24 protein-coding genes are annotated in these 24,718 nt (G+C 42.4%); 2 read left to right on the plus strand and 22 right to left on the minus strand.

What is annotated here, in order from left to right:
• Window positions 1-228: 228 nt before the first annotated feature.
• Both C1E24_RS15895 and C1E24_RS15900 read right to left on the minus strand, forming a co-directional pair.
• The gene (locus tag C1E24_RS15895; RefSeq protein WP_138483133.1) at window positions 229-2,373 is read right to left on the minus strand and encodes a peptidase domain-containing ABC transporter; all 2,145 of its coding nucleotides are present in this window, start codon (window positions 2,371-2,373) and stop codon (window positions 229-231) included.
• Window positions 2,374-2,420: 47 nt separating this feature from the next.
• Window positions 2,421-3,665 carry an HlyD family efflux transporter periplasmic adaptor subunit gene (locus tag C1E24_RS15900; RefSeq protein ID WP_138483135.1) on the minus strand — a complete coding sequence of 415 codons (1,245 nt, stop codon included), beginning with the start codon at window positions 3,663-3,665 and terminating at the stop codon, window positions 2,421-2,423.
• 176 nt (window positions 3,666-3,841) lie between these two features.
• Here C1E24_RS15900 and C1E24_RS15905 point away from each other — a divergent pair, with 176 nt between their 5' ends.
• Entirely contained in the window at window positions 3,842-4,030 is a 189-nt protein-coding gene (locus C1E24_RS15905) for a hypothetical protein (RefSeq protein ID WP_138483137.1), read from the plus strand.
• Window positions 4,031-4,079: 49 nt separating this feature from the next.
• Here C1E24_RS15905 and glmU read toward each other — a convergent pair whose 3' ends face one another.
• The 20 genes from glmU to rpmH all read right to left on the minus strand — a co-directional run bounded on the left by glmU (window position 4,080) and on the right by rpmH (window position 22,754).
• Window positions 4,080-5,441 (minus strand): bifunctional UDP-N-acetylglucosamine diphosphorylase/glucosamine-1-phosphate N-acetyltransferase GlmU, encoded by a 1,362-nt coding sequence (gene glmU, locus C1E24_RS15910; RefSeq protein ID WP_138483139.1) that lies wholly within the window; start codon window positions 5,439-5,441, stop codon window positions 4,080-4,082.
• A 267-nt stretch (window positions 5,442-5,708) separates the two neighbouring features.
• Complete coding sequence (locus C1E24_RS15915; RefSeq protein WP_138483141.1) at window positions 5,709-6,125, minus strand: F0F1 ATP synthase subunit epsilon; 417 nt, start codon at window positions 6,123-6,125, stop codon at window positions 5,709-5,711.
• A 14-nt stretch (window positions 6,126-6,139) separates the two neighbouring features.
• Window positions 6,140-7,525, minus strand: coding sequence for a F0F1 ATP synthase subunit beta (atpD, locus tag C1E24_RS15920; RefSeq protein WP_138483143.1), 1,386 nt, complete (start codon window positions 7,523-7,525; stop codon window positions 6,140-6,142).
• Between the two features lie 32 nt (window positions 7,526-7,557).
• Window positions 7,558-8,418: a F0F1 ATP synthase subunit gamma gene (gene atpG, locus C1E24_RS15925; RefSeq protein ID WP_138483145.1), complete on the minus strand. Its 861-nt coding sequence runs from the start codon at window positions 8,416-8,418 to the stop codon at window positions 7,558-7,560.
• Window positions 8,419-8,475: 57 nt separating this feature from the next.
• A complete protein-coding gene (gene atpA / locus C1E24_RS15930) occupies window positions 8,476-10,017 on the minus strand; it encodes a F0F1 ATP synthase subunit alpha (protein WP_138483147.1) in 1,542 nt (513 codons plus the stop codon).
• A 14-nt stretch (window positions 10,018-10,031) separates the two neighbouring features.
• Window positions 10,032-10,565 (minus strand): F0F1 ATP synthase subunit delta, encoded by a 534-nt coding sequence (gene atpH / locus C1E24_RS15935; RefSeq protein ID WP_138483149.1) that lies wholly within the window; start codon window positions 10,563-10,565, stop codon window positions 10,032-10,034.
• A 15-nt stretch (window positions 10,566-10,580) separates the two neighbouring features.
• A complete protein-coding gene (gene atpF, locus C1E24_RS15940; protein WP_058031482.1) occupies window positions 10,581-11,051 on the minus strand; it encodes a F0F1 ATP synthase subunit B in 471 nt (156 codons plus the stop codon).
• 58 nt (window positions 11,052-11,109) lie between these two features.
• Window positions 11,110-11,343, minus strand: coding sequence for a F0F1 ATP synthase subunit C (gene atpE / locus C1E24_RS15945; protein ID WP_058031483.1), 234 nt, complete (start codon window positions 11,341-11,343; stop codon window positions 11,110-11,112).
• Window positions 11,344-11,399: 56 nt separating this feature from the next.
• Window positions 11,400-12,260 carry a F0F1 ATP synthase subunit A gene (gene atpB / locus C1E24_RS15950; RefSeq protein ID WP_138483151.1) on the minus strand — a complete coding sequence of 287 codons (861 nt, stop codon included), beginning with the start codon at window positions 12,258-12,260 and terminating at the stop codon, window positions 11,400-11,402.
• Window positions 12,261-12,275: 15 nt separating this feature from the next.
• Window positions 12,276-12,656 (minus strand): ATP synthase subunit I, encoded by a 381-nt coding sequence (locus C1E24_RS15955; RefSeq protein ID WP_058031485.1) that lies wholly within the window; start codon window positions 12,654-12,656, stop codon window positions 12,276-12,278.
• Between the two features lie 138 nt (window positions 12,657-12,794).
• Window positions 12,795-13,751 carry a ParB/RepB/Spo0J family partition protein gene (locus tag C1E24_RS15960; protein WP_138483153.1) on the minus strand — a complete coding sequence of 319 codons (957 nt, stop codon included), beginning with the start codon at window positions 13,749-13,751 and terminating at the stop codon, window positions 12,795-12,797.
• Window positions 13,752-13,765: 14 nt separating this feature from the next.
• Window positions 13,766-14,551 (minus strand): ParA family protein, encoded by a 786-nt coding sequence (locus tag C1E24_RS15965; protein ID WP_138483155.1) that lies wholly within the window; start codon window positions 14,549-14,551, stop codon window positions 13,766-13,768.
• A 12-nt stretch (window positions 14,552-14,563) separates the two neighbouring features.
• Window positions 14,564-15,184, minus strand: coding sequence for a 16S rRNA (guanine(527)-N(7))-methyltransferase RsmG (gene rsmG, locus C1E24_RS15970; RefSeq protein WP_138483157.1), 621 nt, complete (start codon window positions 15,182-15,184; stop codon window positions 14,564-14,566).
• A gap of 16 nt (window positions 15,185-15,200) precedes the next feature.
• A complete protein-coding gene (mnmG, locus tag C1E24_RS15975; RefSeq protein ID WP_138483159.1) occupies window positions 15,201-17,090 on the minus strand; it encodes a tRNA uridine-5-carboxymethylaminomethyl(34) synthesis enzyme MnmG in 1,890 nt (629 codons plus the stop codon).
• 426 nt (window positions 17,091-17,516) lie between these two features.
• Window positions 17,517-17,960 carry an FMN-binding protein MioC gene (gene mioC / locus C1E24_RS15980; protein WP_138483161.1) on the minus strand — a complete coding sequence of 148 codons (444 nt, stop codon included), beginning with the start codon at window positions 17,958-17,960 and terminating at the stop codon, window positions 17,517-17,519.
• A gap of 684 nt (window positions 17,961-18,644) precedes the next feature.
• The gene (mnmE, locus tag C1E24_RS15985) at window positions 18,645-20,009 is read right to left on the minus strand and encodes a tRNA uridine-5-carboxymethylaminomethyl(34) synthesis GTPase MnmE (protein ID WP_138483163.1); all 1,365 of its coding nucleotides are present in this window, start codon (window positions 20,007-20,009) and stop codon (window positions 18,645-18,647) included.
• A 151-nt stretch (window positions 20,010-20,160) separates the two neighbouring features.
• Window positions 20,161-21,801: a membrane protein insertase YidC gene (gene yidC / locus C1E24_RS15990; protein WP_138483165.1), complete on the minus strand. Its 1,641-nt coding sequence runs from the start codon at window positions 21,799-21,801 to the stop codon at window positions 20,161-20,163.
• A gap of 8 nt (window positions 21,802-21,809) precedes the next feature.
• Window positions 21,810-22,103, minus strand: a complete 294-nt coding sequence (yidD, locus tag C1E24_RS15995) for a membrane protein insertion efficiency factor YidD (protein WP_058031495.1) — start codon at window positions 22,101-22,103, stop codon at window positions 21,810-21,812.
• A gap of 81 nt (window positions 22,104-22,184) precedes the next feature.
• Window positions 22,185-22,613, minus strand: a complete 429-nt coding sequence (gene rnpA, locus C1E24_RS16000; RefSeq protein ID WP_138483167.1) for a ribonuclease P protein component — start codon at window positions 22,611-22,613, stop codon at window positions 22,185-22,187.
• A gap of 6 nt (window positions 22,614-22,619) precedes the next feature.
• Complete coding sequence (gene rpmH / locus C1E24_RS16005; RefSeq protein ID WP_008488847.1) at window positions 22,620-22,754, minus strand: 50S ribosomal protein L34; 135 nt, start codon at window positions 22,752-22,754, stop codon at window positions 22,620-22,622.
• 621 nt (window positions 22,755-23,375) lie between these two features.
• Here rpmH and dnaA point away from each other — a divergent pair.
• A complete protein-coding gene (gene dnaA, locus C1E24_RS16010; RefSeq protein WP_431188333.1) occupies window positions 23,376-24,704 on the plus strand; it encodes a chromosomal replication initiator protein DnaA in 1,329 nt (442 codons plus the stop codon).
• The last annotated feature ends 14 nt before the right edge of the window (window positions 24,705-24,718 follow it).

Below are 24,718 nucleotides of genomic sequence, written 5' to 3' on the forward strand. Positions count from 1 at the left end.
AAACCTAATGATAGCTGCGTTAAAGGTTTCTCACTTAAAATAACTAAGTAACGAAATATTTGCCTTGCCAACATAGATGTAGGCACCTCAACGATAACAGGACGCATGAGCGGTACTATCAACAAGGTTTTATTGCCTTAAACTTAAAATAGATCAATTAGTTAAGTGGATGGTATAAAAAACGCCAAACAAAACGAGTTGCTTGGCGTTATATGAAGTTACCTAAAGTTATTCAGATCCAGAAGTCGATGCCGAATGCATATCTTCAAGCTGACGTGGTTTTTGCAGCTTAATTTCTCTATCAGCAGAAGCAATGGTTTCTTTTCGGTGGGCGATGATCACTCGAGTGATATCTAAACGGGAAACCGCCTCATTAATATCGGCTTCTAAATTGGTATCTAAGTGGCTGGTGGCTTCATCCATAAACAAGATCTTCGGTTGTTTATATAAAGCCCGGGCCAGAATAATACGCTGCTTTTGACCCCCTGATAAGCTTGAGCCCATATCGCCAATTAAACTGTCATAACCCATTGGCATTTGCGCAATGTCGTCGTGAATGGCAGCCAGTTGAGCACAGTAAACTACGCGCTCCATATCAACGGGAGAATCAAAGAAAGCGATATTGTCTGAGACTGAACCCGATAAAAGCTCGTCGTCCTGCATGACCGCCGCGATTTGCTGTCGATATTGTCGCGCACCTATTTGCTCAAGCGGAACGCCATCAATCAGCACTTCGCCAGATTTGGCTTTATTTAATCCCAATAAGAGTTTTAGTAGCGTAGATTTACCACAGCCCGAAGGCCCAGTGATTGCCACCGACTCGCCTGCTTTTATCTTCAAGCTCAAGTTATCGAGTACATTCGGTGTTGCATCTGAATAAGCAAAGCTCACGCCTTTGATTTCAATATCACCTTCAATGCTATGACGTTTGATATTCGCTGGCTGTAAATCTTCTTTTTCAGTCAATGCAATATCCGCTATACGCTCAAAGTGTAAACCTAACATCTTGAACTCGATAAACTTCTCAATGAGGTTCGCGGTTTTTTCCATAAACTGACGCTTATAAGACATAAAGGCAAATAGCATACCGGTACTGAATCCACCTTGGATCACTAAATGCGCCGCCAAATAGACCACCACAATGTTTTCGATACCAAATAAAGCGCGGTTAATGGCTTCGTAACCAATATTAAAGTTACCAATTCGGATGTTCTGATTAATGGCATTCGCATAACGATTTTGCCATTGCCCTTCACGTTTTACCTCAGAACCAAATAACTTGATGGTTTGAATGCCTCGCACGGTTTCCATGAAGTTAGAGTTTTCTTCGGCTCGTGCCATAATTTCTTGCTCGCTAATCGCCCTATATGGCTTATACATAGCTATTCGCACGCCGGCATAGGCAAATACTGCCACTAGCACCACCGCAGAAAGGGTTGGGCTATAGAAGAAGATCATCGCTAAGGTGATTATCGCCATTAGACCATCAATAATGGCCTCAATAACCCCAGTGGTGAGTAATTGTTTAACTTGCTGTAGTGAACCAAAACGCGATACCACATCACCCATGTGGCGTTTTTCAAAGTAAGATATTGGTAAACGTACTAGGTGGTGGAATAAATTGGCACCGAGCTGAATATTCATTTGATTACCAAAATGCAGCAAGGTAAAGCCCCGTAGCGCATTGGTGGCTATCTCAAACACTAATACCAAGAAGAAACCGACGGCGAGTACGGTCAATAAGGAGGTATCGCCTGTGAGTACAACATCATCAATGACTAATTGTATGTAATAAGGCGCGGCCAACGTAAATACTTGTAACAGCAAAGACAGTAAGAAGATCAGCAATAAAGAACGTTTAAGACCCGAAATTCGGCTCCAAAAGTCGGAGAATCTGAGTGTGGGTTTACTTTCTTGTTTTTCAAAGTCTTTAGTCGGTGTGAGCTCTAGAGCAACACCGGTGAAATGTTTTGACGCTTCTTCAAGGGTCAGTGTTTTTTCGCCTTTAGCAGGGTCATGAATGACAATGCGCTTTTCATTGGCTTTTTTTAGCACCACAAAGTGATTGAGATCCCAGTGTAAAATACACGGCGTTTGCAATGCGTCAAGATCTTCAAGCTCAATACGTAGTGGTCTTGTACTTAACTTGAGTTGCTCAGCAAATCCCATAATATCGAGCAGCGTCGCGCCCTCAAGAGATATGCTAAATTTTTGTCGAATAGATACCAAGTCGGTTTGATAGCCATGGTAACACGCCACCATAGCTAAACTTGCTAAGCCACACTCCGCGGCCTCCGACTGTAAAATAATGGGCAATGAGTTCCTTGACCAAAACTGTAGTTTATTTACTACACTTTCATCTTCTTCATGCATCTTTTACTGCCTTATTATTGTTATACAAATAGTCTTGTGCTGAAAATTTACAGCTGACCTTTAATACTAAATACCGGATCAAATAACCAACGTAGAAGTGAACGTTCTTCGATCACGATATCTGCGTCGAGTCTCATACCCGCTCTAAGTGGTGTTGCTTTTCCATAAGCTTGAATATCTTGTTCAGAGAGTGCCACAACCACACGATAAGCAGGCTCTGTCAGTACGCCTGGCGTTGAGGCCTCTTCAGGTAATATCACTGAATTACTGATTTCTTTGATGGTGCCATCGTACACCCCAAATTTTTCATGCGGGAAGGCGTGGTAGCGCAAACGGGCATTTTGGCCAACATCAACAAAACCAAATGCCGAAGTAGGCACATAGACGATTGCTTGCATTTCGCTGTTTTCAGGAAGCACTGAGAGTAAGCTTTGCCCTGTGGCCACTGTTTTACCTACTTTTGCAGTGAGACCACTGACAATGCCTGATTTTGGTGCTCTTAACTCACCTAGGCGCTGCTGCTCAATCGACGACAACTGCATTTTAAGATCGGCGCGCTGTGACTCTAATTGTGCAATACGCGTTTGCTGTTGCAAAGGTCGTTGCTCAATTTGATTTTCGAGTTGCTGTAATTGACTAACCAGCGACACCCGCTCTGATTTGATACTCGATGCCTGCTGTTGCAGCGACAACAAGGTATCTTTTTGTCTTTGTAGCTCTAACTCTGAAATATAGCCTGTGCCCTTTAAGCTACCGACTTGCTCAACCATCTTTTGATTTAACATCAGTCGCTGTTTAAAGGTGGCAGCTTGGCTATCTAATTCAGATAAACGCTGCTCGAGGGAGATTTTCTGCAAATTCAACTGCTCAATATCTAAGTTATCCTGTGCAATTTGCTGGGTGATCTGTCGCTCGAGTGAATTAAGTTGAAACTGGTATTGGTTAAGTAAAGCCTGATTGAGTTCTAACTCTTGGCTGCTGTGCTTCGCAGAGGCTATTCTCAACAGCGGCTCACCGGCTTCAACAAACTGACCTTCAGAAACGAGCACTTCTGAAATTAAGCCTGCTTGAGAGGCCTCAACACGTAAAAGACCGGCATCGGGTTCTATCACCCCACTCACACGCTCTTTTCGGGTGTATTGCCCAAGGCTCAAAAACACCAGACTGACAACGACGACCGTTACGATCAACACTGTGAGTCTTCTAAAAATGGGTGGCTGAATAAGCGACACAGCTCCTTCTAGTCGATGTCGTTTATGCTCCAGCACTTCTTTGCGGAATAGACTGTCCATAGGTTACTTCTTATATGTTAACGTTAAATTAACTTTGAAATTCAATGTACCACTTTCCTTGCTGCTGATAAATGTAAAATCTCCTTTTCATGTTAAGCAATATATCAGCAAATCTGATGTTAACAAAAAAGGAACGCATAATTAGTCTATAATTTCAACAAATAAGGAAAGTTATAATGAAATTAAAATTAAATAAAAAAACATTCAAAAAGTTAAACTTAGACAAGTCTCATTTGCCTGCACAAATGACACCTCGTGTAGGTGGAGCTGGTGGACCTCTTTTTACTCATTTAGATGAAGATGATTGGGGTGATTCAGCTAAATGTAATGCATTGTGTATCATTCAGCTAAACCCGAATGGCTAAGCTGTAAATATATGAAGTAGCTATTACAGCTACTTCATATAAATGGTATTTAAGATTTCTTAACAGGACGCTGCCAACCATCAAGGTTGCGCTGCTTACCACGTGCTACTGCCAATTGCTCGTCTTCTACCGTTGAAGTGATCACCGAACCTGCACCGATTGTCGCTGTCGCACCAATTTGCACTGGCGCTACTAAAGAAGAGTTAGAGCCAATAAACGCGTTGTCACCAATAATGGTTTTTGACTTGTTTACGCCATCATAATTACAAGTAATGGTACCTGCGCCAATATTTACTTTTTCACCGACTTCAGCATCACCTAAGTAAGTCAGGTGGTTTGCTTTTGAGCCTTTACCTAAGCGTGATTTTTTCATCTCTACAAAGTTACCAATGTGAGAGTCTTCTTCCATCACCGCTCCTGGGCGTAAACGCGCGAATGGACCAAGCGTACACTTAGCAGCGACTTGCGCATCTTCAATCATGCTATTTGCTTTTACAACAACACCATCACCGATAGTACAGTTTTTAAGTACACAATTTGGGCCAATGACCACGTCGTCGCCGATCACAACATCACCTTCAAAGATAACATTCACATCAATTTGCACGTCTTGACCTGTTTTTACTGTACCACGTACGTCGATGCGTGCTGGGTCTGCAAGGCTTGCACCGTTGATCATTAATTCTTCTGCTTGCCATGACTGATAAGCTCTCTCAAGGGCTGCAAGTTGCACACGGTTGTTCGCGCCTTCTACTTCCATTGGATGATCTGGCTGAGCCGAAGTAATTTCAACGCCTTCACTGTGCGCCATAGCGACGATGTCTGTCAGATAGTATTCGCCCTGAGCATTATTATTTGAAAGGTTACTTAACCAACGCTTTAACAACTCACCATTTGCCGCCATGATACCCGTGTTGATCTCTTGAATAGCTAACTGCTCAGGTGTTGCATCTTTTTGCTCTACAATACCCACAAGTTTGCCATTTTCACGCAGCATACGACCATAGCCTGTAGGGTCGTCAAGATTCACCGTTAATACTGCTAGACCTTTTTCCGGCGTCGCGGCGAGTAGCTTTTCTAATGTCGACTTCTTCGTCAGTGGCACATCACCGTATAAGATTAAAACAGTATCATCATCTGCAATATGCTCCTTAGCAACAGCAACCGCATGACCTGTGCCTAGCTGCTCTTCTTGTAAAACCCAGTTTACTTCATTGTGCGCAAGAGCCGCTTGTAGCTGCTCACGACCATGGCCGTATACTAAGTTTGTTTCACGCGCACCGAGTGATACCGCATTGTCAATTACGTGCTGCACCATAGGTTTACCCGCAACCGGGTGAAGAACTTTTGGAAGTTTAGAGCGCATACGAGTACCTTTACCCGCAGCTAGGATGATAGATGTAAGTGCCATTAACACAGAGTCCTTATTCTTTGCTTGTGTTTAAGTGTCACGCCAATTTGAGATACTCATCTTTAAACAAATCACTTCATGTGCAGATGTAAACCAAAGCTGGTGGTAGTGAATAAATCAACATTAACGTAAATTGCGCAATATTGTAGCGGCTTACAGCGCAGATGATAAGTATAAAAGTGTTAAGTTATTTCAAACCAACAATTGAGTAGGCAATAAAAAAGCCCGCACTTTACAGTGCGGGCTTTTTAAACCAGATAGGTTGTATTATTTGCGTAGCTGACGAATAACACGTAGCTGAGCAATCGCTTCTGCAAGCTGTACAGCTGCATCATGCGTATCAAGCTCAGTAGTCGTGCCAGATGCCATTTGTGCTTGCGCTTCACGCTTAGCTTCTTCAGCAGCCTGCTCATCAAGCTCTTCACCACGGATAGCAACGTCCGCAAGAACGGTTACTGTCTTAGGTTGAACTTCAAGCGTACCGCCAGCAACATAGATGATAACTTCTTCACCATCTTGCTTAACTAAACGTACCATACCAGGTTTTAGGCCAGTCAATAGTGGGGCGTGACCTGGGTGAATACCCAACTCACCTTCACTACCTGTCACTTGAATGGTAGCTACATCGCCAGAGAATACACTCTGCTCTGCACTTACTACGTCAAGATGTACTGTCATTGCCATAACAACCCCCTAAATTACATGTTTTTAGCTTTATCAACCGCTTCGTCGATTGAGCCAACCATGTAGAAAGCCTGCTCTGGCATATCATCAAATTCACCGTTTAGGATGCCTTTGAAGCCTGAGATAGTGTCTTTCAGTGAAACGTATTTACCAGGTGCACCTGTGAATACCTCAGCAACGAAGAACGGCTGAGATAGGAAACGCTGGATTTTACGTGCACGAGATACAACTTGCTTATCTTCGTCAGATAGCTCGTCCATACCTAGGATCGCGATGATGTCTTTCAGCTCTTTATAACGCTGAAGTACAGTCTGAACGCCACGTGCTGTCTCATAGTGCTCGTTACCGATTACTTGAGGGTCAAGTTGACGTGAAGTTGAATCAAGTGGGTCTACCGCAGGGTAGATACCAAGTGATGCGATGTCACGAGAAAGTACAACTGTTGCATCTAAGTGCGCGAACGTAGTAGCTGGAGATGGATCCGTTAAGTCATCCGCAGGTACGTATACCGCTTGGATAGACGTGATTGAACCTGTCTTAGTAGACGCGATACGCTCCTGAAGTACACCCATTTCTTCAGCTAGTGTAGGCTGGTAACCTACCGCTGAAGGCATACGACCTAGAAGTGCTGATACCTCAGTACCCGCTAGTGTGTAACGGTAGATGTTATCTACGAAGAAAAGTACGTCACGACCTTCGTCACGGAACTTCTCAGCCATAGTTAGACCCGTTAGTGCAACACGTAGACGGTTACCCGGTGGCTCGTTCATCTGACCGTATACTAGAGATACTTTGTCTAGTACGTTTGAGTCATTCATCTCATGGTAGAAATCGTTACCCTCACGAGTACGCTCACCAACACCTGCGAATACTGAGTAACCGCTGTGCTCGATTGCGATGTTACGGATAAGTTCCATCATGTTTACGGTTTTACCTACACCGGCACCACCGAATAGACCAACTTTACCACCTTTAGCGAATGGACATACAAGGTCGATTACCTTGATACCAGTCTCTAGTAGCTCAACTGAACTTGATTGATCTTCATATGAAGGCGCTTCACGGTGAATAGACATACGCTCTTCTTCACCAATTGGACCCGCTTCATCGATAGGCTGACCAAGTACGTCCATGATACGACCTAGGGTCTTAGTACCAACTGGAACCTTGATTGGCTCGCCTGTGCCTTCTACTGAAGTACCACGACGTAAACCGTCAGTAGTACCAAGTGCGATACCACGTACCACACCGCCACCTAGCTGCTGTTGAACTTCTAAAGTCAAACCAGCTAAGTCGCCTTCTGTAACTTTTAGTGCGTCATATACGGCTGGCACGTTGTCTTGTGGAAACTCGATGTCCACAACGGCGCCGATAATTTGGACGACCTTACCTAAACTCATGTCTATTCCTCTCGTTAAACTTTGCCGAAGCGTTATACAGCTGCCGAACCGCTTACAATCTCACTGATTTCTTGTGTGATTGCAGCCTGACGGGCTTTGTTATAAACAAGTTGCAACTCTTCCATTAGGTCGCCGGCATTATCAGTTGCGGCTTTCATCGCAACCATACGGGCAGCCTGTTCAGAGGCAGCATTCTCAACCACACCTTGGTAAACCTGTGATTCAATGAAACGTACCAGTAGCGTCTCTAGGATAGCTTCTGGGCTCGGTTCATATAGGTAATCCCAAGCGTGCGCTGATACTTCTTCTTCAGCTTTTGGCAAAGGTAATAACTGTTCGATTGTTGGCTCTTGCTTCATGGTATTTACAAACTTGTTGTATACCACGAATAAACGGTCAATCTTGCCTTCTGCGAATGCATCTAGCATTACTTTTACAGGACCAATTACGTCCTGAATTGAAGGTGCATCTCCAAGACCCGCTTTCTTAGCGAGTAAATCACCGCCGAAACGTTGGAAAAAACCAGCAGCTTTGCTACCTAAAGTAGCATATTCAGCTTCAACGCCTTTTTCTTTCCACGCCTGTACGTCTTGTGTGATTTTCTTAAACTCATTTGAGTTTAAGCCACCACATAGACCACGGTCAGTAGAGATAACAATATAACCAACTCGCTTCACATCGCGCTCTTCTAGGAACGGATGATGGAAGTCAAGATTTGCTTGAGCAACACGACCGATTACTTTGCGTAAGTTCTCAGCGTATGGACGGCTTGACGCCACACGGTCTTGTGCTTTCTTCATTTTAGAAGCAGCAACCATTTCCATTGCGCTGGTGATCTTCTGAGTATTCTTGATACTCCCGATCTTGCTTTTAATCTCTTTTCCGCTGGCCATGACTCTCTCTCCGAATCAAGGTGAGCGTTCTAAGAACACTCACCATCTGTAACTAAATTACCAAGTTTGCGTTGCTTTGAACTTCTCTAGAAGTTCTTTAAGCTGCGCTTCGATCTCAGCGTTGTAGTTACCTGTTTCATTGATTTGAGCCATTAGCTCTGCGTAAGTGCTGTTTGCGAAACCGATTAGGCCTTCTTCGAAATCCATAATCTTAGGGATTTCGATGTCTTGTAGGAAACCTTTCTCAGCAGCAAATAGAGACAGAGACATTTCAGCAACAGACATTGGTGCGTATTGTTTCTGCTTCATTAGCTCTGTTACACGCTCACCGTGCTCAAGCTGTGCACGCGTTGCATCGTCAAGGTCAGAAGCGAACTGAGAGAACGCCGCTAGTTCACGGTACTGAGCTAGCGCTAGACGGATACCACCACCTAGTTTCTTAACGATTTTAGTTTGCGCTGCACCACCTACACGAGATACCGAGATACCAGCGTTAACAGCTGGACGGATACCTGCGTTGAATAAGTCAGTTTCTAGGAAGATCTGACCGTCGGTGATTGAGATAACGTTGGTAGGTACGAATGCAGAAACGTCACCACCTTGAGTTTCAATGATTGGCAATGCCGTCAATGAACCTGTTTTACCTTTCACTTCACCGTTAGTGAACTTCTCAACGTAATCAGCGTTTACACGTGATGCACGCTCTAGAAGACGTGAGTGAAGGTAGAATACGTCACCTGGGTATGCTTCACGGCCTGGTGGACGCTTAAGTAGTAGTGAGATCTGACGGTAAGCAACAGCTTGCTTAGACAGATCATCATATACGATAAGCGCGTCTTCACCGCGGTCACGGAAGTATTCACCCATAGTACAACCAGCAAATGGCGCTAGGAATTGAAGCGCTGCTGATTCAGAAGCTGATGCAACAACAACAATCGTGTTTTCAAGTGCACCGTGCTCTTCTAATTTACGTACTACGTTAGCAATAGTAGACGCTTTCTGACCAACCGCTACGTACACACACTTAACGCCTGTGTCTTTTTGGTTGATGATAGCATCGATTGCTAGAGCAGTTTTACCAGTCTGACGGTCACCGATTACTAGCTCACGCTGACCACGACCAACTGGGATCATCGCATCGATAGACTTATAACCAGTTTGTACTGGCTCATCTACTGATTGACGTTCGATTACGCCTGGTGCGATTTTTTCAACTGGCTCGAAACCGTCGTTGTCTAGTGCACCTTTACCATCGATAGGCTGACCTAGTGTGTTAACAACACGACCAAGTAGACCACGACCAACTGGTACTTCTAAGATACGACCTGTAGATTGTACTTTTACGCCTTCTTTAAGGTCAGCGTAAGGACCCATTACTACTGCACCTACTGAGTCACGCTCAAGGTTTAGTGCGATAGCATAACGGTTGCCAGGAAGCTCGATCATCTCACCTTGCATACAGTCAGCTAGACCGTGGATGCGGATGATACCGTCAGTAACAGATACGATAGTACCTTCGTTACGTGCTTCACTAACAACTTCAAACTGTTCAATACGTTGTTTGATCAGTGCAGAAATTTCAGTGGAATTAAGTTGCATGCTCTTTTTCCCAATTACGATTGTAGCGATACCGCTAGGCGGTCCAACTTGCCTCGGACAGACCCGTCAATCACGGTGTCACCAGCTTTGATAACTAAACCGCCAACAACGGTTTCGTCGATGCTACAATTCAGCTTAACTTTGCGTGCGAAACGTTTTTCAAGCGCCGCGACCAGTTTGTCTTGCTGCTCAGCAGCAAGTTCAGTTGCAGAAACCACGTTAACGTCGATTTCTTTATCAAACTCTGCTTTAAATTCAGCAAAGATTTCAGCAACTGCTGGGATGGCGGCTAAACGTTCATTTTCGGCCATCAGCTTGATAAGATTTTGACCTTGTTCGTTGAGCTGTTCAGCACAAACTTTGATGAAAACATCAGCTTGTTCTGCAGCTGTTGGAATGCTAGCTAGTAATGAACTTGCTTGCTCATCGCTGGCCACTTGACCAGCGAAGAACAGCATTTCATTCCATGCTTCAACATTGCCTTTTTCAACGGCAAGTTCAAAAGCTGCTTTAGCGTATGGGCGAGCGATAGTAGTCAATTCAGACATGCTCAAACCCCCTACTTAAAGCTCAGCGACAAGTTTTTCAACGATGTCACTGTGTGCAGCTTGGTTAATCTCACGCTCTAAAATACGCTCAGCACCAACTACAGAAAGCGTAGCAACTTGCTTGCGTAGCTCTTCTGAAACTCGGCTGCGCTCTGATTCAATCTCAGAGTGACCTTGAGCGATGATTTTTTCACGTTCTTGCTGACCACGCGTTGTCTCTTCGTCAACGATAAGCGCAGCACGCTTCTTAGCTTGTTCAACGATATCAGCTGCTTGAGCTTTCGCTTCTTTAAGCTGCTCAGCAGCTTGTTTACGCGCAACTTCAAGTTCTTGTTCAGCTTTATCAGTGGCAGCTAAGCCATCTTCAATCTTTTTCTGGCGAGCTTCAATTGCACCATTTAACGGTGGCCATACGTATTTCATACAGAAAAGTACGAAAACCGTAAATGCAATTAATTCACCTATTAGAGTGGCGTTTAAGTTCACAACCGCTCCTCCTTACATGACATTTGTTCGACTTACTTACGTAAGTGATTATCAAAAATTAAAGTGCGAACAACATGAACATAGCGATACCTACACCGATCATTGCTACCGCATCGATTAGACCAGCTAGGATGAACATTTTAACTTGTAGTGAAGGTGCAAGTTCTGGTTGACGAGCACATGCTTCTAGGAATTTACCACCCATGTTACCGAAGCCGATTGCAGTACCGATAGCACCAAAACCGATTAGTAAAGCTACAGCGATAAGTTTTAAACCTTCTACTAGTTCCATTTTTTTCTCCAAAGTTTCTTAAAGTTAAAGTTAAAGTTAAAAAAATCTATAAATTATTAGTGGCTATCTTTTGCACTTGCCATGCTTAGGTAAACGATAGTCAGCATCATGAATACGAATGCTTGAAGTACGATTACTAAGATATGGAATACAGCCCAAATAAAGTGCAGTGGTAACTGCATTAAACCAATTGCGCCGATTAGGATGAAGATCATCTCACCTGCGTATAAGTTACCGAACAAACGCAGTGCTAACGAGAATGGCTTAGCAACTAATGCAATTGTTTCAAGTAATAAGTTACAAGGGATCAAGAAAATCATTGCAACTTTATTGTTTGAGCTAAACGGGTGAAGTGTTAACTCAGCAATGAAACCGCCGATACCTTTGATTCGAATTGAGTAACCGATCATCAGAATAAGTACACCGATAGCCAGTGCAGCTGTCAGGTTGATATCAGTTGTCGGTACAATTTTCATGTACACATCGTGTGAATCCATACCGAATGCAGTTTCACCAACGAAACCAGCAAATGCAGGTAAGAAGTCAACAGGAATAAGGTCCATCAGGTTCATTAAGAACACCCAAACAAAGATTGTAAGGGCTAATGGTGCAATCAGTTTACTGTTACCGTGATAAGTGTCACGTACGTTGTCGCCAACGAACTCAACGATCATCTCGATGAAACACTGAAATTTACCAGGTACACCTGTGGTTGATTTTTTAGCGGCGCTACGGAAGATCCATAAGAAAATAAGACCTAAACCGATTGACCATGCGAGGGTATCTACGTGCCATGTCCAGAACCCACTATCCGCACATGCTTTATTGAAGGCTAAACCGGCATCGGTTGAACACATCTTAGCATTGGTCAAGTGGTGCTGAATATGGCTCGATAGAGTCAGTTCTTCTGCAGCCATGTTTTATCCCAAAAGTTAATGATTAAAAAAAATCGGTGAAAACCACTGTGCAAACATCACTAATATATAACAGCAGAAAAATGGCAAAGCCATGACAGTAAAATGCTTAAATATTAGTGCAAACAAACACAGGGTAATCAAAAATTTTAATCCGTTGCCTCGCTTAAGCGAGTCAAACGCTTGTTCTGCTCTACTGGCGCCCATATATCTGAACGCATATAAAGCAAACACAAAATTAGGAAGTACCAAAACAAGGCCGCCAGCCAGTGCTGAAACGCCCGCTTGTACTCCCCAACCAACTAAAACTATTACTGCAGCGATTGTTGCTACGATACCCTGAAGTAAAACACCTTTTAATGCGGCACGCCTATATGGGCCTGCTAACGAATTTGTCACTTTAAATTTACCTTAATGACGCAAAAATTAATCAGGGTATGAAAACTGGCGAAATTATACTTATTTTTGGTGATTTTGCAACTTGCAGCGACGAAATGTGGCGCTTTTTCGGCGCCACTTTCGTCTAATAATCAAACATTAGGAAGGTTGTTGTAGATCTGGCTGAATACGACCGAGAATGCCGTCTAATTCATCGAGATTTGCATAGGAGATAACCAGCTTTCCTTTACCTTTTTGGTTGTAATTAATCTCAACTTTCGCCCCTAAATTTTCTGCCAACTGTTGTTCTAACAATTTGACATCTGGGTCTTTTTCTTTTGTTTGTTTTTTATCCACAGGTTCAAGGATTGAACGCACTAGTTTTTCTGTTTCACGAACTGTAAGCGCTTTTGCAACGGCTGTTCGAGCCGCTTCTGATTGCACTTCACCAGTTAGCGCAAGTAAACAACGGGCATGACCCATTTCGATGTCACCATGCTCTAACAATTTTTTTACATCATCATTGAGATTATTTAAACGCAATAAATTGGTGACCGTAGTACGAGATTTGCCAACCGCTTCTGCAACTTGCTGATGCGTTAATTCAAATTCGTTCAATAGACGCTCCAGAGCAACCGCTTCTTCCATGGCATTCAGATCTTCACGCTGAATGTTTTCAATCAGTGCAATGGCAACTGCTGCTTCATCGGCAACATCTTTAACTAAACATGGAATAACATCGAGTTGTGCCAACTGTGCAGCACGCCAACGGCGTTCACCAGCTATAATTTCGAATTTTTCATGGGCAATTTCGCGCACGACAACCGGTTGCAGTACGCCCTGCGCACGAATTGAACTGGCAAGTTCTTCTAGCGCTTCTTCAGACATGTCTTTACGTGGTTGGTATTTGCCACGCTGAAGCCACTCGATTGGTAAACGTCGAAGTTCATTATCAGTTTGTGAAGTACTGTGTGTCGATGCAACTTCTTGCTCAGGTGCAATGGCCGGTAATTCAGGTTCTGGGGCTGCTACTTCAACAGGCACAGCCGGAGCTGGTTTTGCTGAACTTAATAAGGCATCCAAGCCTCGACCTAAACCACGTTTTTTTACTGACATTTATTATTATCCTCTCACGCAACAGCAGCCGTTTGCTGCTCTTTACGTCTTAACATTTCACCGGCTAATGCTAAATATGCTTTTGCACCGCTTGATGCTCTATCGTAATACATGGCTGGCGCGCCGAAACTTGGCGCTTCGGCTAAACGTACATTTCTTGGGATCACTGTACGGTATACTTTCTCACCAAAATGCTGTTTTAATTGTTCAGACACATCATTGGCAAGTCGATTACGCGGATCATACATAGTGCGTAGAATACCCTCAATCTGTAAGTTAGGGTTTACCAACTTAGCTAGCTGAGTGATGGTATCCATTAATGCCGTCAAGCCTTCTAATGCGTAATATTCACATTGCATAGGCACTAAAACTGAGTCCGCTGCCGCCATGGCATTGACTGTCAGCATATTCAATGAAGGCGGACAATCAATAAAAATAAATTCATACTGATCTTGAACTGCCTCTAAGGCATTTCTTAATCGTACTTCTCGAGCGAATAATTCCATTAATTTAACTTCTGCTGCGGTAACATCACCGTTTGCAGCAATTAAATGATATTCGCCAGACGTTTCTTTGCAAATCACGTCATTGATTGGTGTTTCTTCGATTAACAAATCGTAGATGGTGGCAACCTCACCATACTTATCAACACCACTACCCATAGTGGCGTTACCTTGTGGGTCTAAATCGATAAGTAGTACTTTGCGTTTGGTTGCGGCCATTGATGCGGCAAGGTTTACGGCGGTGGTTGTTTTACCCACGCCCCCTTTTTGGTTTGCGATTGCAATAACTTTTGCCACTTTACCCTCAACTTAGTCTTTTGACAGAATAATTAAATGTCGCTCAGCATCTAATTTAGGCACATCTAAACTAATATCTTGTTCGAACTTGGTACCCGTTGGCAGGTTTTCAAGTTCTTCATCAGGAAATTGCCCTTTCAAAGCAATAAATCGACCTGAGTCATCAATTAAATGCGAACACCACTGCACCATATCTTGTAATGATGCAAATGCACGACTTAGTACCCCGTCTAATTTAACACTTGGTTGATATTCTTCAACTCGAGACTGTACTGGCGTGACATTATCTAACCCTAATGCATGTTTCACCTGCATTAAGAAGCGCACACGCTTGCCTAAACTATCCAGTAATACAAATTGGGTATCAGGTAAAGCAATAGCAAGTACAATGCCCGGTAAGCCAGGGCCTGTACCTACATCAATATAATGCTTGCCTGTTAAGTGAGGCGCTACCACTAAACTATCCATGATATGTTTCACCATCATTTCTTTAGGATCACGTACAGAAGTTAAGTTGTAGGCTTTATTCCATTTATCAAGCAATTCGACATAAGCAACCAGTTGTTGCTGTTGTTTGTCGCTTAGCACAATATCCGTTTGTGCTAATAAAGAAGTCAGTAATGGTTGTAACACAGTCTACCCTTGCGGCTTATGCTGACTTACGAAGTAAGCCCTGCTTTTTCAAATAGACTAATAATAGCGAAATCGCTGCTGGGGTGATACCAGAAATACGAGATGCTTGACCAATAGTTTGCGGTCTGGCATCAGAAAGCTTGGCAACCACTTCATTCGATAAGCCACTTACTTGGCTATAGTCGTAGTCAGCAGGAATTTGCGTTTCTTCATGACGCATCAATTTTTCGATTTCATCTTGCTGACGAGCAATATAACCTGCATATTTGGTTTGGATCTCAACTTGCTCTAATGCTTGCCAGTTGTCTGATTCAGATCCAAGCCCTTCGATTTTATATAGATCAGCTTGTGCTACTTCAGGACGACGGATCAGATCTTCTAAACTTGCTTCGCGCGTTAATGGCTTTTTAAGCAGCGCATTCACTTGCTCAAGTGCCGGGTGATCTTTATGGATCCAAGTACTGCGAACGCGCTGTGTTTCTTGTTCCATCACTTCGAGTTTTTCATTGAAAGCTGCCCAACGCTCATCATCAACTAAGCCTAGTTCACGACCTTTCTCTGTTAAGCGAAGATCAGCATTGTCCTCACGCAGAAGTAGACGATATTCAGCACGGCTAGTGAACATACGGTACGGTTCTTTAGTACCTAATGTAGCAAGGTCGTCAATCAGTACACCAGTGTAAGCTTGGTCACGACGTGGTGTCCAAGCATCTTTGCCCTGTACTTGTAATGCTGCATTCATACCTGCAATCAAACCTTGTGCACCGGCTTCTTCATAACCCGTTGTGCCATTGATCTGACCTGCGAAGAATAAGCCATTAATAAATTTAGTTTCTAAAGACTGTTTTAAATCACGCGGATCAAAGAAGTCATATTCAATTGCATAACCAGGGCGGCAAATGTGCGCGTTTTCAAATCCTTTAATTGAACGAACAATATCTAATTGAATATCAAACGGCAGGCTTGTCGAAATGCCATTAGGATAAAGCTCATAAGAAGTCAGGCCTTCTGGCTCAACAAAGATTTGGTGTTTTTCTTTATCAGCAAAACGAACCACTTTATCTTCAATAGATGGGCAGTAACGTGGACCAATCCCTTCAATGACACCTGCATACATTGGTGAGCGATGTAAATTATCACGGATCACATCATGGGTTTTGTCATTGGTATAAGTAATGTAACAAGGGATCTGTTGTGGGTGATCGCTCTGCTTACCCATGAAAGAGAATACCGGTGTTGGTGTATCACCCGGTTGTTCTTGCATCACGGAGAAATCAACTGTACGGGCATCAATACGTGGTGGTGTGCCTGTTTTGAGTCTATCAACTCTGAATGGCAGTTCTCTTAAACGTTTTGCTAATGCAATTGAAGGCGGATCGCCCGCTCTGCCACCAGAGAAATTTTCTAAACCAATGTGAATTTGACCACCTAAGAATGTACCAACAGTTAATACCACCGTTGGCGCACTAAAACGTAGACCCATTTGAGTTACTACGCCTTTAACTTGATCTTGTTCAACAATAAGATCATCGCAAGACTGTTGGAAGATTTTCAAGTTTTCTTGGTTTTGCAAAATGTCTTGGATCGCCGCTTTATAAAGTGCGCGATCTGCTTGAGCACGTGTTGCTCTAACAGCTGGACCTTTAGACGAATTTAAAGTTCTAAATTGGATCCCGCCTTTATCGATCGCTTTGGCCATTGCACCACCAAGTGCATCGATCTCTTTTACCAGATGTCCTTTTCCGATCCCGCCAATTGCTGGATTACATGACATTTGGCCTAAAGTATCCATATTATGGGTTAACAATAGGGTATTCATGCCCATGCGTGCAGCCGCTAATGCAGCTTCAGTACCTGCATGACCGCCACCAACAACTATTACATCAAAATGTTCATGATAAATCATCTACGGGATCCTACTTAAAACAACCGGTGAATTTTGAAAGGATGCGTATTCTACCTAGAAAAACTCAGAAGTGAAACGCTTAAATATTAAACAACCTAGAAAATACGAAAATGTGATCACTAAATATATATAAGGATCTTTTTAAAGATCTTTTATTAGATCTTATTATTAGTGATCGTAAGATCTGTGTGTAACTCTAACTACATCTTTAAAAGCATAAACTTAGATCAGATCAATAGGTGTGAATTAGATCGGATCTTACTCGGTATAAGCGTTGATCAAATCGGTGTTTTATTCACAGCCTCAGATCGGGAAATATTTATCCAAGGGATAAGTATGCGTAGATCAGCAGTTAGATCAGGGGTTATCCACAATCCGATCTAATATATGGGGATTTTGTGAATAACTTCTGTGTAAAAGATCTTTTTAATTATCTGCCAATTTATTGATCAAGTTTGGCAACCAAGCTAGAGCTGTATCTTCTGGCAAAGCTTCATCAAGCACATTGATCTCTAATGGTGCCAATAAAGATTGCGATCCTTTACTTTTTAATAGTGCATCACAGTTCTTTGCAGCATAGTTATATGTGTCGTAACTACTGTCACCAATTCCGACGACTGCATGTTTGAGCTGTGACAAAGCAGATTGTGCTGTGATTTGCTCAATAAATGACAGTAAATTGTCTGGATAATCTCCAGCACCATAAGTAGAGGTTACCACCAGCCAGTTTGTCTGTTGGCAATCATCAAAGTTTGGCTGTTCATGTAATACGGTTTCGAAACCTTGATCTTCAAGGGCTTCTTGAAGTTGCTCAGCGACATACTCCGCTGATCCCATCTGACTACCTACAATGATGTCGACTTGCGGCATTTAACTCATCCTATCTACTTTGAGCGGTTATCATAATGTGCCTGTGGAAGAAGTAAAGAGGGGATTTAAACTTGGGATAACTTTTAATGCCTATGAAATCAGCGTTTTTAACTCAATTCACTGATTTATAATAAATTAATAATTTATTCCTCGTAATTCTTTCGTTGTTAATTTGTGGATAAACTGAGTGAAAGTTGCGTCTAGTTTCTTTTCTTAGGTGAGTTAACGGGCTTAAAAAGATCCTCTTTTAGATTTTTTTGGTGATATTTTAGCAATGTGGATAGCCTGCTTGTGTATAACTCGATCTAGTTTATTGTTCTTCACTTACTTTTGGATCTAAAAAAATAAGTTTATATAATTAAATGTTCTAAAAATTATGAAAATAGATCCTGATTGGATGATCAAAGGTCTATTTATTGCTCTGATCAAAGTGCGGTTTGCTGACTGAGCGGATCTGAGGTATGTTTTTTCTCGGTAGAGATCGCTTTTTGGTGACGTTTTTCGTCTGATTTAATTCAAGTAAGCCTTAAATGTTGGCCGTTCTGTGGCACGGCGATGAGAAGAGTTTAAGGTTTTTTGCTTAAACTGAAGTTTGGTTATTTAATTTGATGAAATAATGGGCTGGTTTTTAGGGAAATGAGCGCCACAATAGGGGTTATGCGGCGCTTTTGAGTATGTATACCGTTACTTACCAATACAAAATGAGCTGAAGATCTTACCAAGTAGATCATCTGAGCTAAATTCACCGGTGATCTCATTTAAATGTTGTTGAGTGAGGCGTAACTCTTCGGCCAAGATCTCACCTGCTACATGCATTTCTAGCTGCGTTTGTCCGATATCTAAATGCTCGGCGGCACGCTCTAAGGCGTCTAAATGACGACGTCTTGCCATAAATCCGCCTTCAGTTGCACCGGTAAAGCCAATACATTCTTTGAGATGTTCTCGGAGTAAATCGACACCTTCGGTGCTTTTAGCACTTAAACGAAGTAGGGGATACTGACCCGCTTTATCAAGATTTACCGCTTCATTTGAGAGATCAATTTTGTTACGTACCACAGTCACTTTCATACCATCAGGCAGTTTCTGCATGAACTCTGGCCAGATCTGCACAGGGTCGGTCTCTGTGGTATCTGTGCCATCAACCATAAATAGCACATGATCGGCTTGGCGAATTTCATCCCATGCGCGCTCAATACCGATTTGCTCAACTTTATCTGGGCTTTCACGAAGACCTGCTGTATCAATAATATGTAGTGGCATACCATCAATGTGAATGTGCTCTCTGAGTACGTCTCGCGTGGTGCCTGCGATGTCAGTCACTATGGCCGCTTCTCGTCCTGCTAGGGCATTAAGCAGTGAAGATTTACCCGCATTAGGACGTCCAGCAATCACCACACGCATACCTTCACGCATAATGCTGCCTTGTTTCGCTTGTTGGCGCACTTCATCCAGTTGCGTGATGATGGCTGCTAAGTCACCTGCAACTTTACCATCTGATAAAAAATCTATTTCTTCATCTGGGAAGTCGATAGCAGCTTCAACATACATACGTAGGTGAATGACTTTTTCCACCAGCGTGTGAATGTGTTTTGAGAAATCACCTTGCAGAGAGTGTAGGGCACTTTTTGCTGCTTGCTCGCTGGTTGCATTGATCAAGTCAGCAATGGCTTCAGCTTGGGTTAAATCCATTTTATCGTTTAAGAAAGCACGCTCTGAGAATTCACCAGGTTGCGCTAAACGTACGCCTTCAATCTGACAGATTTCTTTTAACAGCATGTCTATTACAACGGGTCCACCGTGACCCTGAAGCTCTAATACGTCTTCGCCAGTGAAAGAGTGTGGGTTATTGAAGAATAGGGCAATACCTTGATCAAGCTGCGTACCCGCAAGGCTATTGAAAGAGAGGTATTCGGCATATCTAGGTTTTGGACATTTGCCTAAAATCTTTTCGGCTACTTGAGTAGATAAGCTACCCGAAACTCGGATGATGCCTACACCACCACGACCGGGCGCGGTGGCTTGTGCGACTATGGTGTCTTGATTAATCATGGATTCTTTTGCTGAGCAATTACAATACTGCAATTGTACTCTAAAGCATCAGTGTCAGCCAGATTGGGCAGAGTTGAGAAATATAAGTTATCAAGGCTGAAACAAAAACGCCTGCAATAAGCAGGCGTTTTGGAATGTTTAAAGTAGGCGATTAGTCGCGAACTTTGATCCCTTGTTTTTCCATCCCACGGTAGATGTAAAGCATCTGTGCAATGGTGATCAAGTTAGATACTAACCAGTAAAGTACTAGACCTGATGGGAATGGGAATAAGATGAAGAAGAACGTGAATACGATTGGCATGTACGTCATCATCTTTTGTTGCATAGGATCAGTCACTGTCATAGGTTGCAGCTTCTGCGTTAAGAACATACTTGCACCAAATAGAATCGGTAATACGTAGTATGGGTCTTTTGCAGATAGGTCTGTTAGCCAGAACATGAATTCAGCATGACGTAATTCAGGTGATTCTAGGAATACATAGAATAGCGCTAAGAAAATAGGCATTTGCAGTAGTAGCGGCAAACAACCACCCATAGGGTTTACTTTCTCTTTGCGGTAAAGCTCCATTGTAGCTTGACCCATCTTTTGACGGTCATCACCATAGCGCTCTTTTAATTGCATCATCTTAGGTTGTAGCGCACGCATCTTAGCCATAGACGTGTACTGCGCTTTAGTCAGTGGGTAAAGCGCCATCTTAACTAAAATAGTGATAGCGATGATTGCCACACCCCAGTTACCGATGAAGCTATAAAGTAGTTTTAGAAGTACAAGTAGTGGCTGAGAAATAAACCATAACCAACCGAAGTCTACTGCTAAATCTAGGTCTTCATGGATCGCTTCAAGTGCATCACCATTTTTTGGACCTATGTATAAAGTAGAATTAATGTTACTTGTGCTGTTTGCTTGTACATTAACCGCCTCGCCTTTAATACCAATGATACCTTGGTTATTACGCAGTAATGTGTAAACCGTGTTGTTTACAGTTTGGTCTGGTACCCACGCACTTAAGAAATAGTGCTGAATGAAAGCAATATAACCACCTTGGGTGTTTTTGTTTAAATTCGCTTCAGCCATATCTTCGAAGCTATACTTTTCGTACGGCTCTTCAGAAGTACCATAGGTTGCGCCTAAATAAGTTTGGTCAACCATGCTGCCTTTTGGTTGCACAGTGCGCTTAACTTGCGTGTATAGTTGAACTTGGATTGGGTCAGCAGTCGTGTTGTTGACTGTGTATTCTAGTGCAACATCATACTTACCCGCTTTGAATACATAGGTTTTTGTGTACTGAACACCTTTGTTATCAACAAAAGTCAGTGGTACACGTAACTCATCGCCTGATAGTTCATACGCTTTTTGTGGCGCGGTATAAACTGGACGACCTCCAGGCTTATCAGGGCCATGTAACCCAGTTAAGCCGCTTTGTGAAATATATTGGCGGCCTTCAAATTCACCTAACAGTAAAAATGGTGTATCGCTGCCATGTGTTTCTGCGTGTTGTAATAACTTCGCTTCAACAACATCACCGCCTTTGGTGTCAATTTTTACATCTAGTACGTCAGTTTTAACGGTGATAACTGAACGAACTGCTTTAGTAACTGCGGCTGGTACATCGTTTTGAGTTGATGCTGGCACATCATCATCTTGCGCGATTGATGAAGAAGGTGCAGTGACTTGTTGTGTAGTGGCACTGGTATCGGCATTCGCTTGAAGTTTTTCATTATTCCACTCTTGGAACAATAAAAACGACACAAGCAATAAACCGATAAATAAAAACGTGCGTTGTGATTCCATAACAGCTCTTATTTCTCGTGTTGGTGTTTAACTTTGTTGGACTTCTCAGGTACGGGGTCATCCCCACCTGCGCTTAAAGGGTGACATTTTAATATGCGTTTGAGCGCTAACCAACTCCCTTTTATCGATCCATGACAATTAATTGCCTGAATTGCATAACTGGAGCACGTTGGATTAAAGCGACAGTGGGGACCAAGTAACGGACTAATAAAATTTTGATAGCCTTTAATTAGCACAATTAAAGCAAGTTTCGGCAGGCTTAATAGCCATGCAAGGGTCAACTTTTTTTTAGCTTGTGCCATGGTCACGCATTGAATGTTTAAAAGGTGAGCTAAAGATACCTTAAATAGGGGGGTAAAGCTATTCAGCAGAAGTTTAATACACTACTTTTGCTGAGTTTTAGCTGGTTTCTTACCTTTATAAGGACGCTTTTTGTAAGGTTTAGGTTTTGGAGCACCTGGCTTACAACGTTCATTTATTTTTAACCAAAGTTTATTAAGCTGTTTAGTTAGCTCTTCATTTGATTGTTCATCAACACCTGATTTAACCATCAATACAATATCGATGTTATCAAGTTTATGTTGATTTAAACGAAAGCTCTCACGGGCAAGACGTTTAATGCGGTTTCTTTGAACAGCCAGTTTACAACGTTTTTTAGCAACAGTGAGACCTAGTCTTGGTTGATCAGCTTCATTTGGTTTAGCTAATAAAGTAAAGAAGGGTGTTGCTGCACGAGCAGGTTCATTGAATATGCGGGAGTAGTGCGAGGGAGTTAACAGACGTAACTCCCTGCCAAAGCTAAAGCTTTCCACTAATGATTAAGCAGAAAGTACTTTACGACCTTTAGCACGACGACGTGCTAAAACTTTACGGCCGTTAGCAGTAGCCATACGTGCACGGAAACCGTGAGTACGCTTACGCTTTAATACGCTAGGTTGAAAAGTTCTTTTCATAACAATTCCATCCGATCGGTTAAGGTTAAAACATCCTATGCAGGTCGCGATCCTGGCACAGGTGCCATTGCGAGCGCGAGATATTAATGCCGAGGACGACGAAAGTCAATGATAATCTCATTTACAGGGCAAAATAGTTGTAAAAATAATCAACTTGATTCGCCCTATATAAAAGCGGCTGTATTATACCCGTGATCGAGATAAAAAGGATAGCAGATCTTAAAGGATCTGATCTTATTTGGGTTTTCCACAGGTCTTGGGGTCAATCTGAACAAAAGCTTGGGAAAACTTAATTTGATCACAATTATCACGTGTGATCTTGGTTGTTTTTTGTTATGATCTATTGCTCGGTTATAAAATAAAAACCTTTATAAAACATGTGTTTAATTGTTTTTATCAACAAGATCCTAGTTTTTGCAAAAGTCAATATTGAAGTTGTGGATAAGATCAATTCATAATACCCGGCTTCCACTTATATTTTGTGATAATAATTAATCAATTCTTGTACTCTTTACTATGTACGGGAATATTAACCCATTGGAGTTGTTCAGCGTGTATCTGTCTGTTTGGCAAAGTTGTTTATATGTGTTGCAAGATGAATTGCCATCTCAGCAATTTAGTATGTGGGTCAGGCCACTGCAAGCAGAGAGTACCGATGATACTTTGACCATTTATGCACCTAATCGCTTTGTTTTAGATTGGGTTAGAGAAAAGTACCTCAATCGCATCAATGAGTTATTGGTTGAAATTTGTGGTGATGAAGCGCCAGAGTTGCGTTTTGACGTTGGCACTCCTGCGGCCGCTCAAGTAAATACAGCTGCAGAGCAGACTAATAATGTCTCACCTCAAGCGACTAGCAGCGAACAAGCTCAAGTAACAGCTCAACCTGTTGCTGAGCAAAAAGTAGAGCCGGCACCTAAATCTGGTTATAAATCTAATATTAAAGAAAACTATACGTTTGATAACTTCGTTGAAGGTAAATCAAACCAGTTAGCTAAAGCGGCTGCAACGCAAGTGGCCGACAATCCGGGTAATGCGTTCAACCCTGTCTTTATATATGGTGGTACAGGTTTAGGTAAAACTCACCTTTTACACGCGGTGGGTAATGGCATCATGGAAAAGAAAAAAGATGCCAAAATTGTCTACATGCACTCTGAACGTTTTGTTCAAGACATGGTTAAGGCACTACAGAATAATGCTATTGAAGAATTTAAGCGTTATTACCGCAGTGTTGACGCTTTGATGATCGATGACATTCAATTCTTCGCAAACAAAGAGCGTTCGCAAGAAGAGTTTTTCCATACCTTTAATGCTTTATTAGAAGGTAATCAGCAAATTATTTTAACCTCTGACCGTTATCCAAAAGAAATTGAAGGGGTAGAAGACAGATTAAAATCTCGTTTTGGTTGGGGTTTAACGATTGCCATTGAGCCACCTGAACTTGAAACGCGTGTGGCAATCCTGATGAAGAAAGCACAGCAAAGTAATATCAATTTACCGCATGAAGTGGCTTTCTTTATCGCGAAAAAATTGCGTTCAAATGTACGTGAATTAGAAGGGGCGCTTAACCGTGTGATTGCAAATGCAAACTTCACAGGTCGTCCAATCTCTATCGATTTCGTAAAAGAAGCACTGCGTGACTTATTAGCACTACAAGATAAGTTGGTTACGATCGATAACATTCAACGTACTGTTGCTGAGTACTATCGTATTCGCGTTTCTGATCTATTATCTAAACGTCGTAGTCGTTCGATTGCAAGACCAAGACAAGTGGCGATGGCGTTATCTAAAGAATTAACAAACCACAGTTTACCTGAAATTGGTGATGCATTTGGTGGCCGAGATCATACCACCGTGTTACATGCTTGCCGTAAGGTAAAATCACTTCGTGATGAAAGTCATGAGGTAAAAGAAGATTATCAAAATTTAATTAGAACATTGTCGTCTTAATTTTCGGGCTTAAT

The sequence above is a fragment of the Pseudoalteromonas phenolica genome, assembly GCF_005876835.1.
Taxonomy (GTDB): Bacteria; Pseudomonadota; Gammaproteobacteria; order Enterobacterales; family Alteromonadaceae; genus Pseudoalteromonas; species Pseudoalteromonas phenolica_B.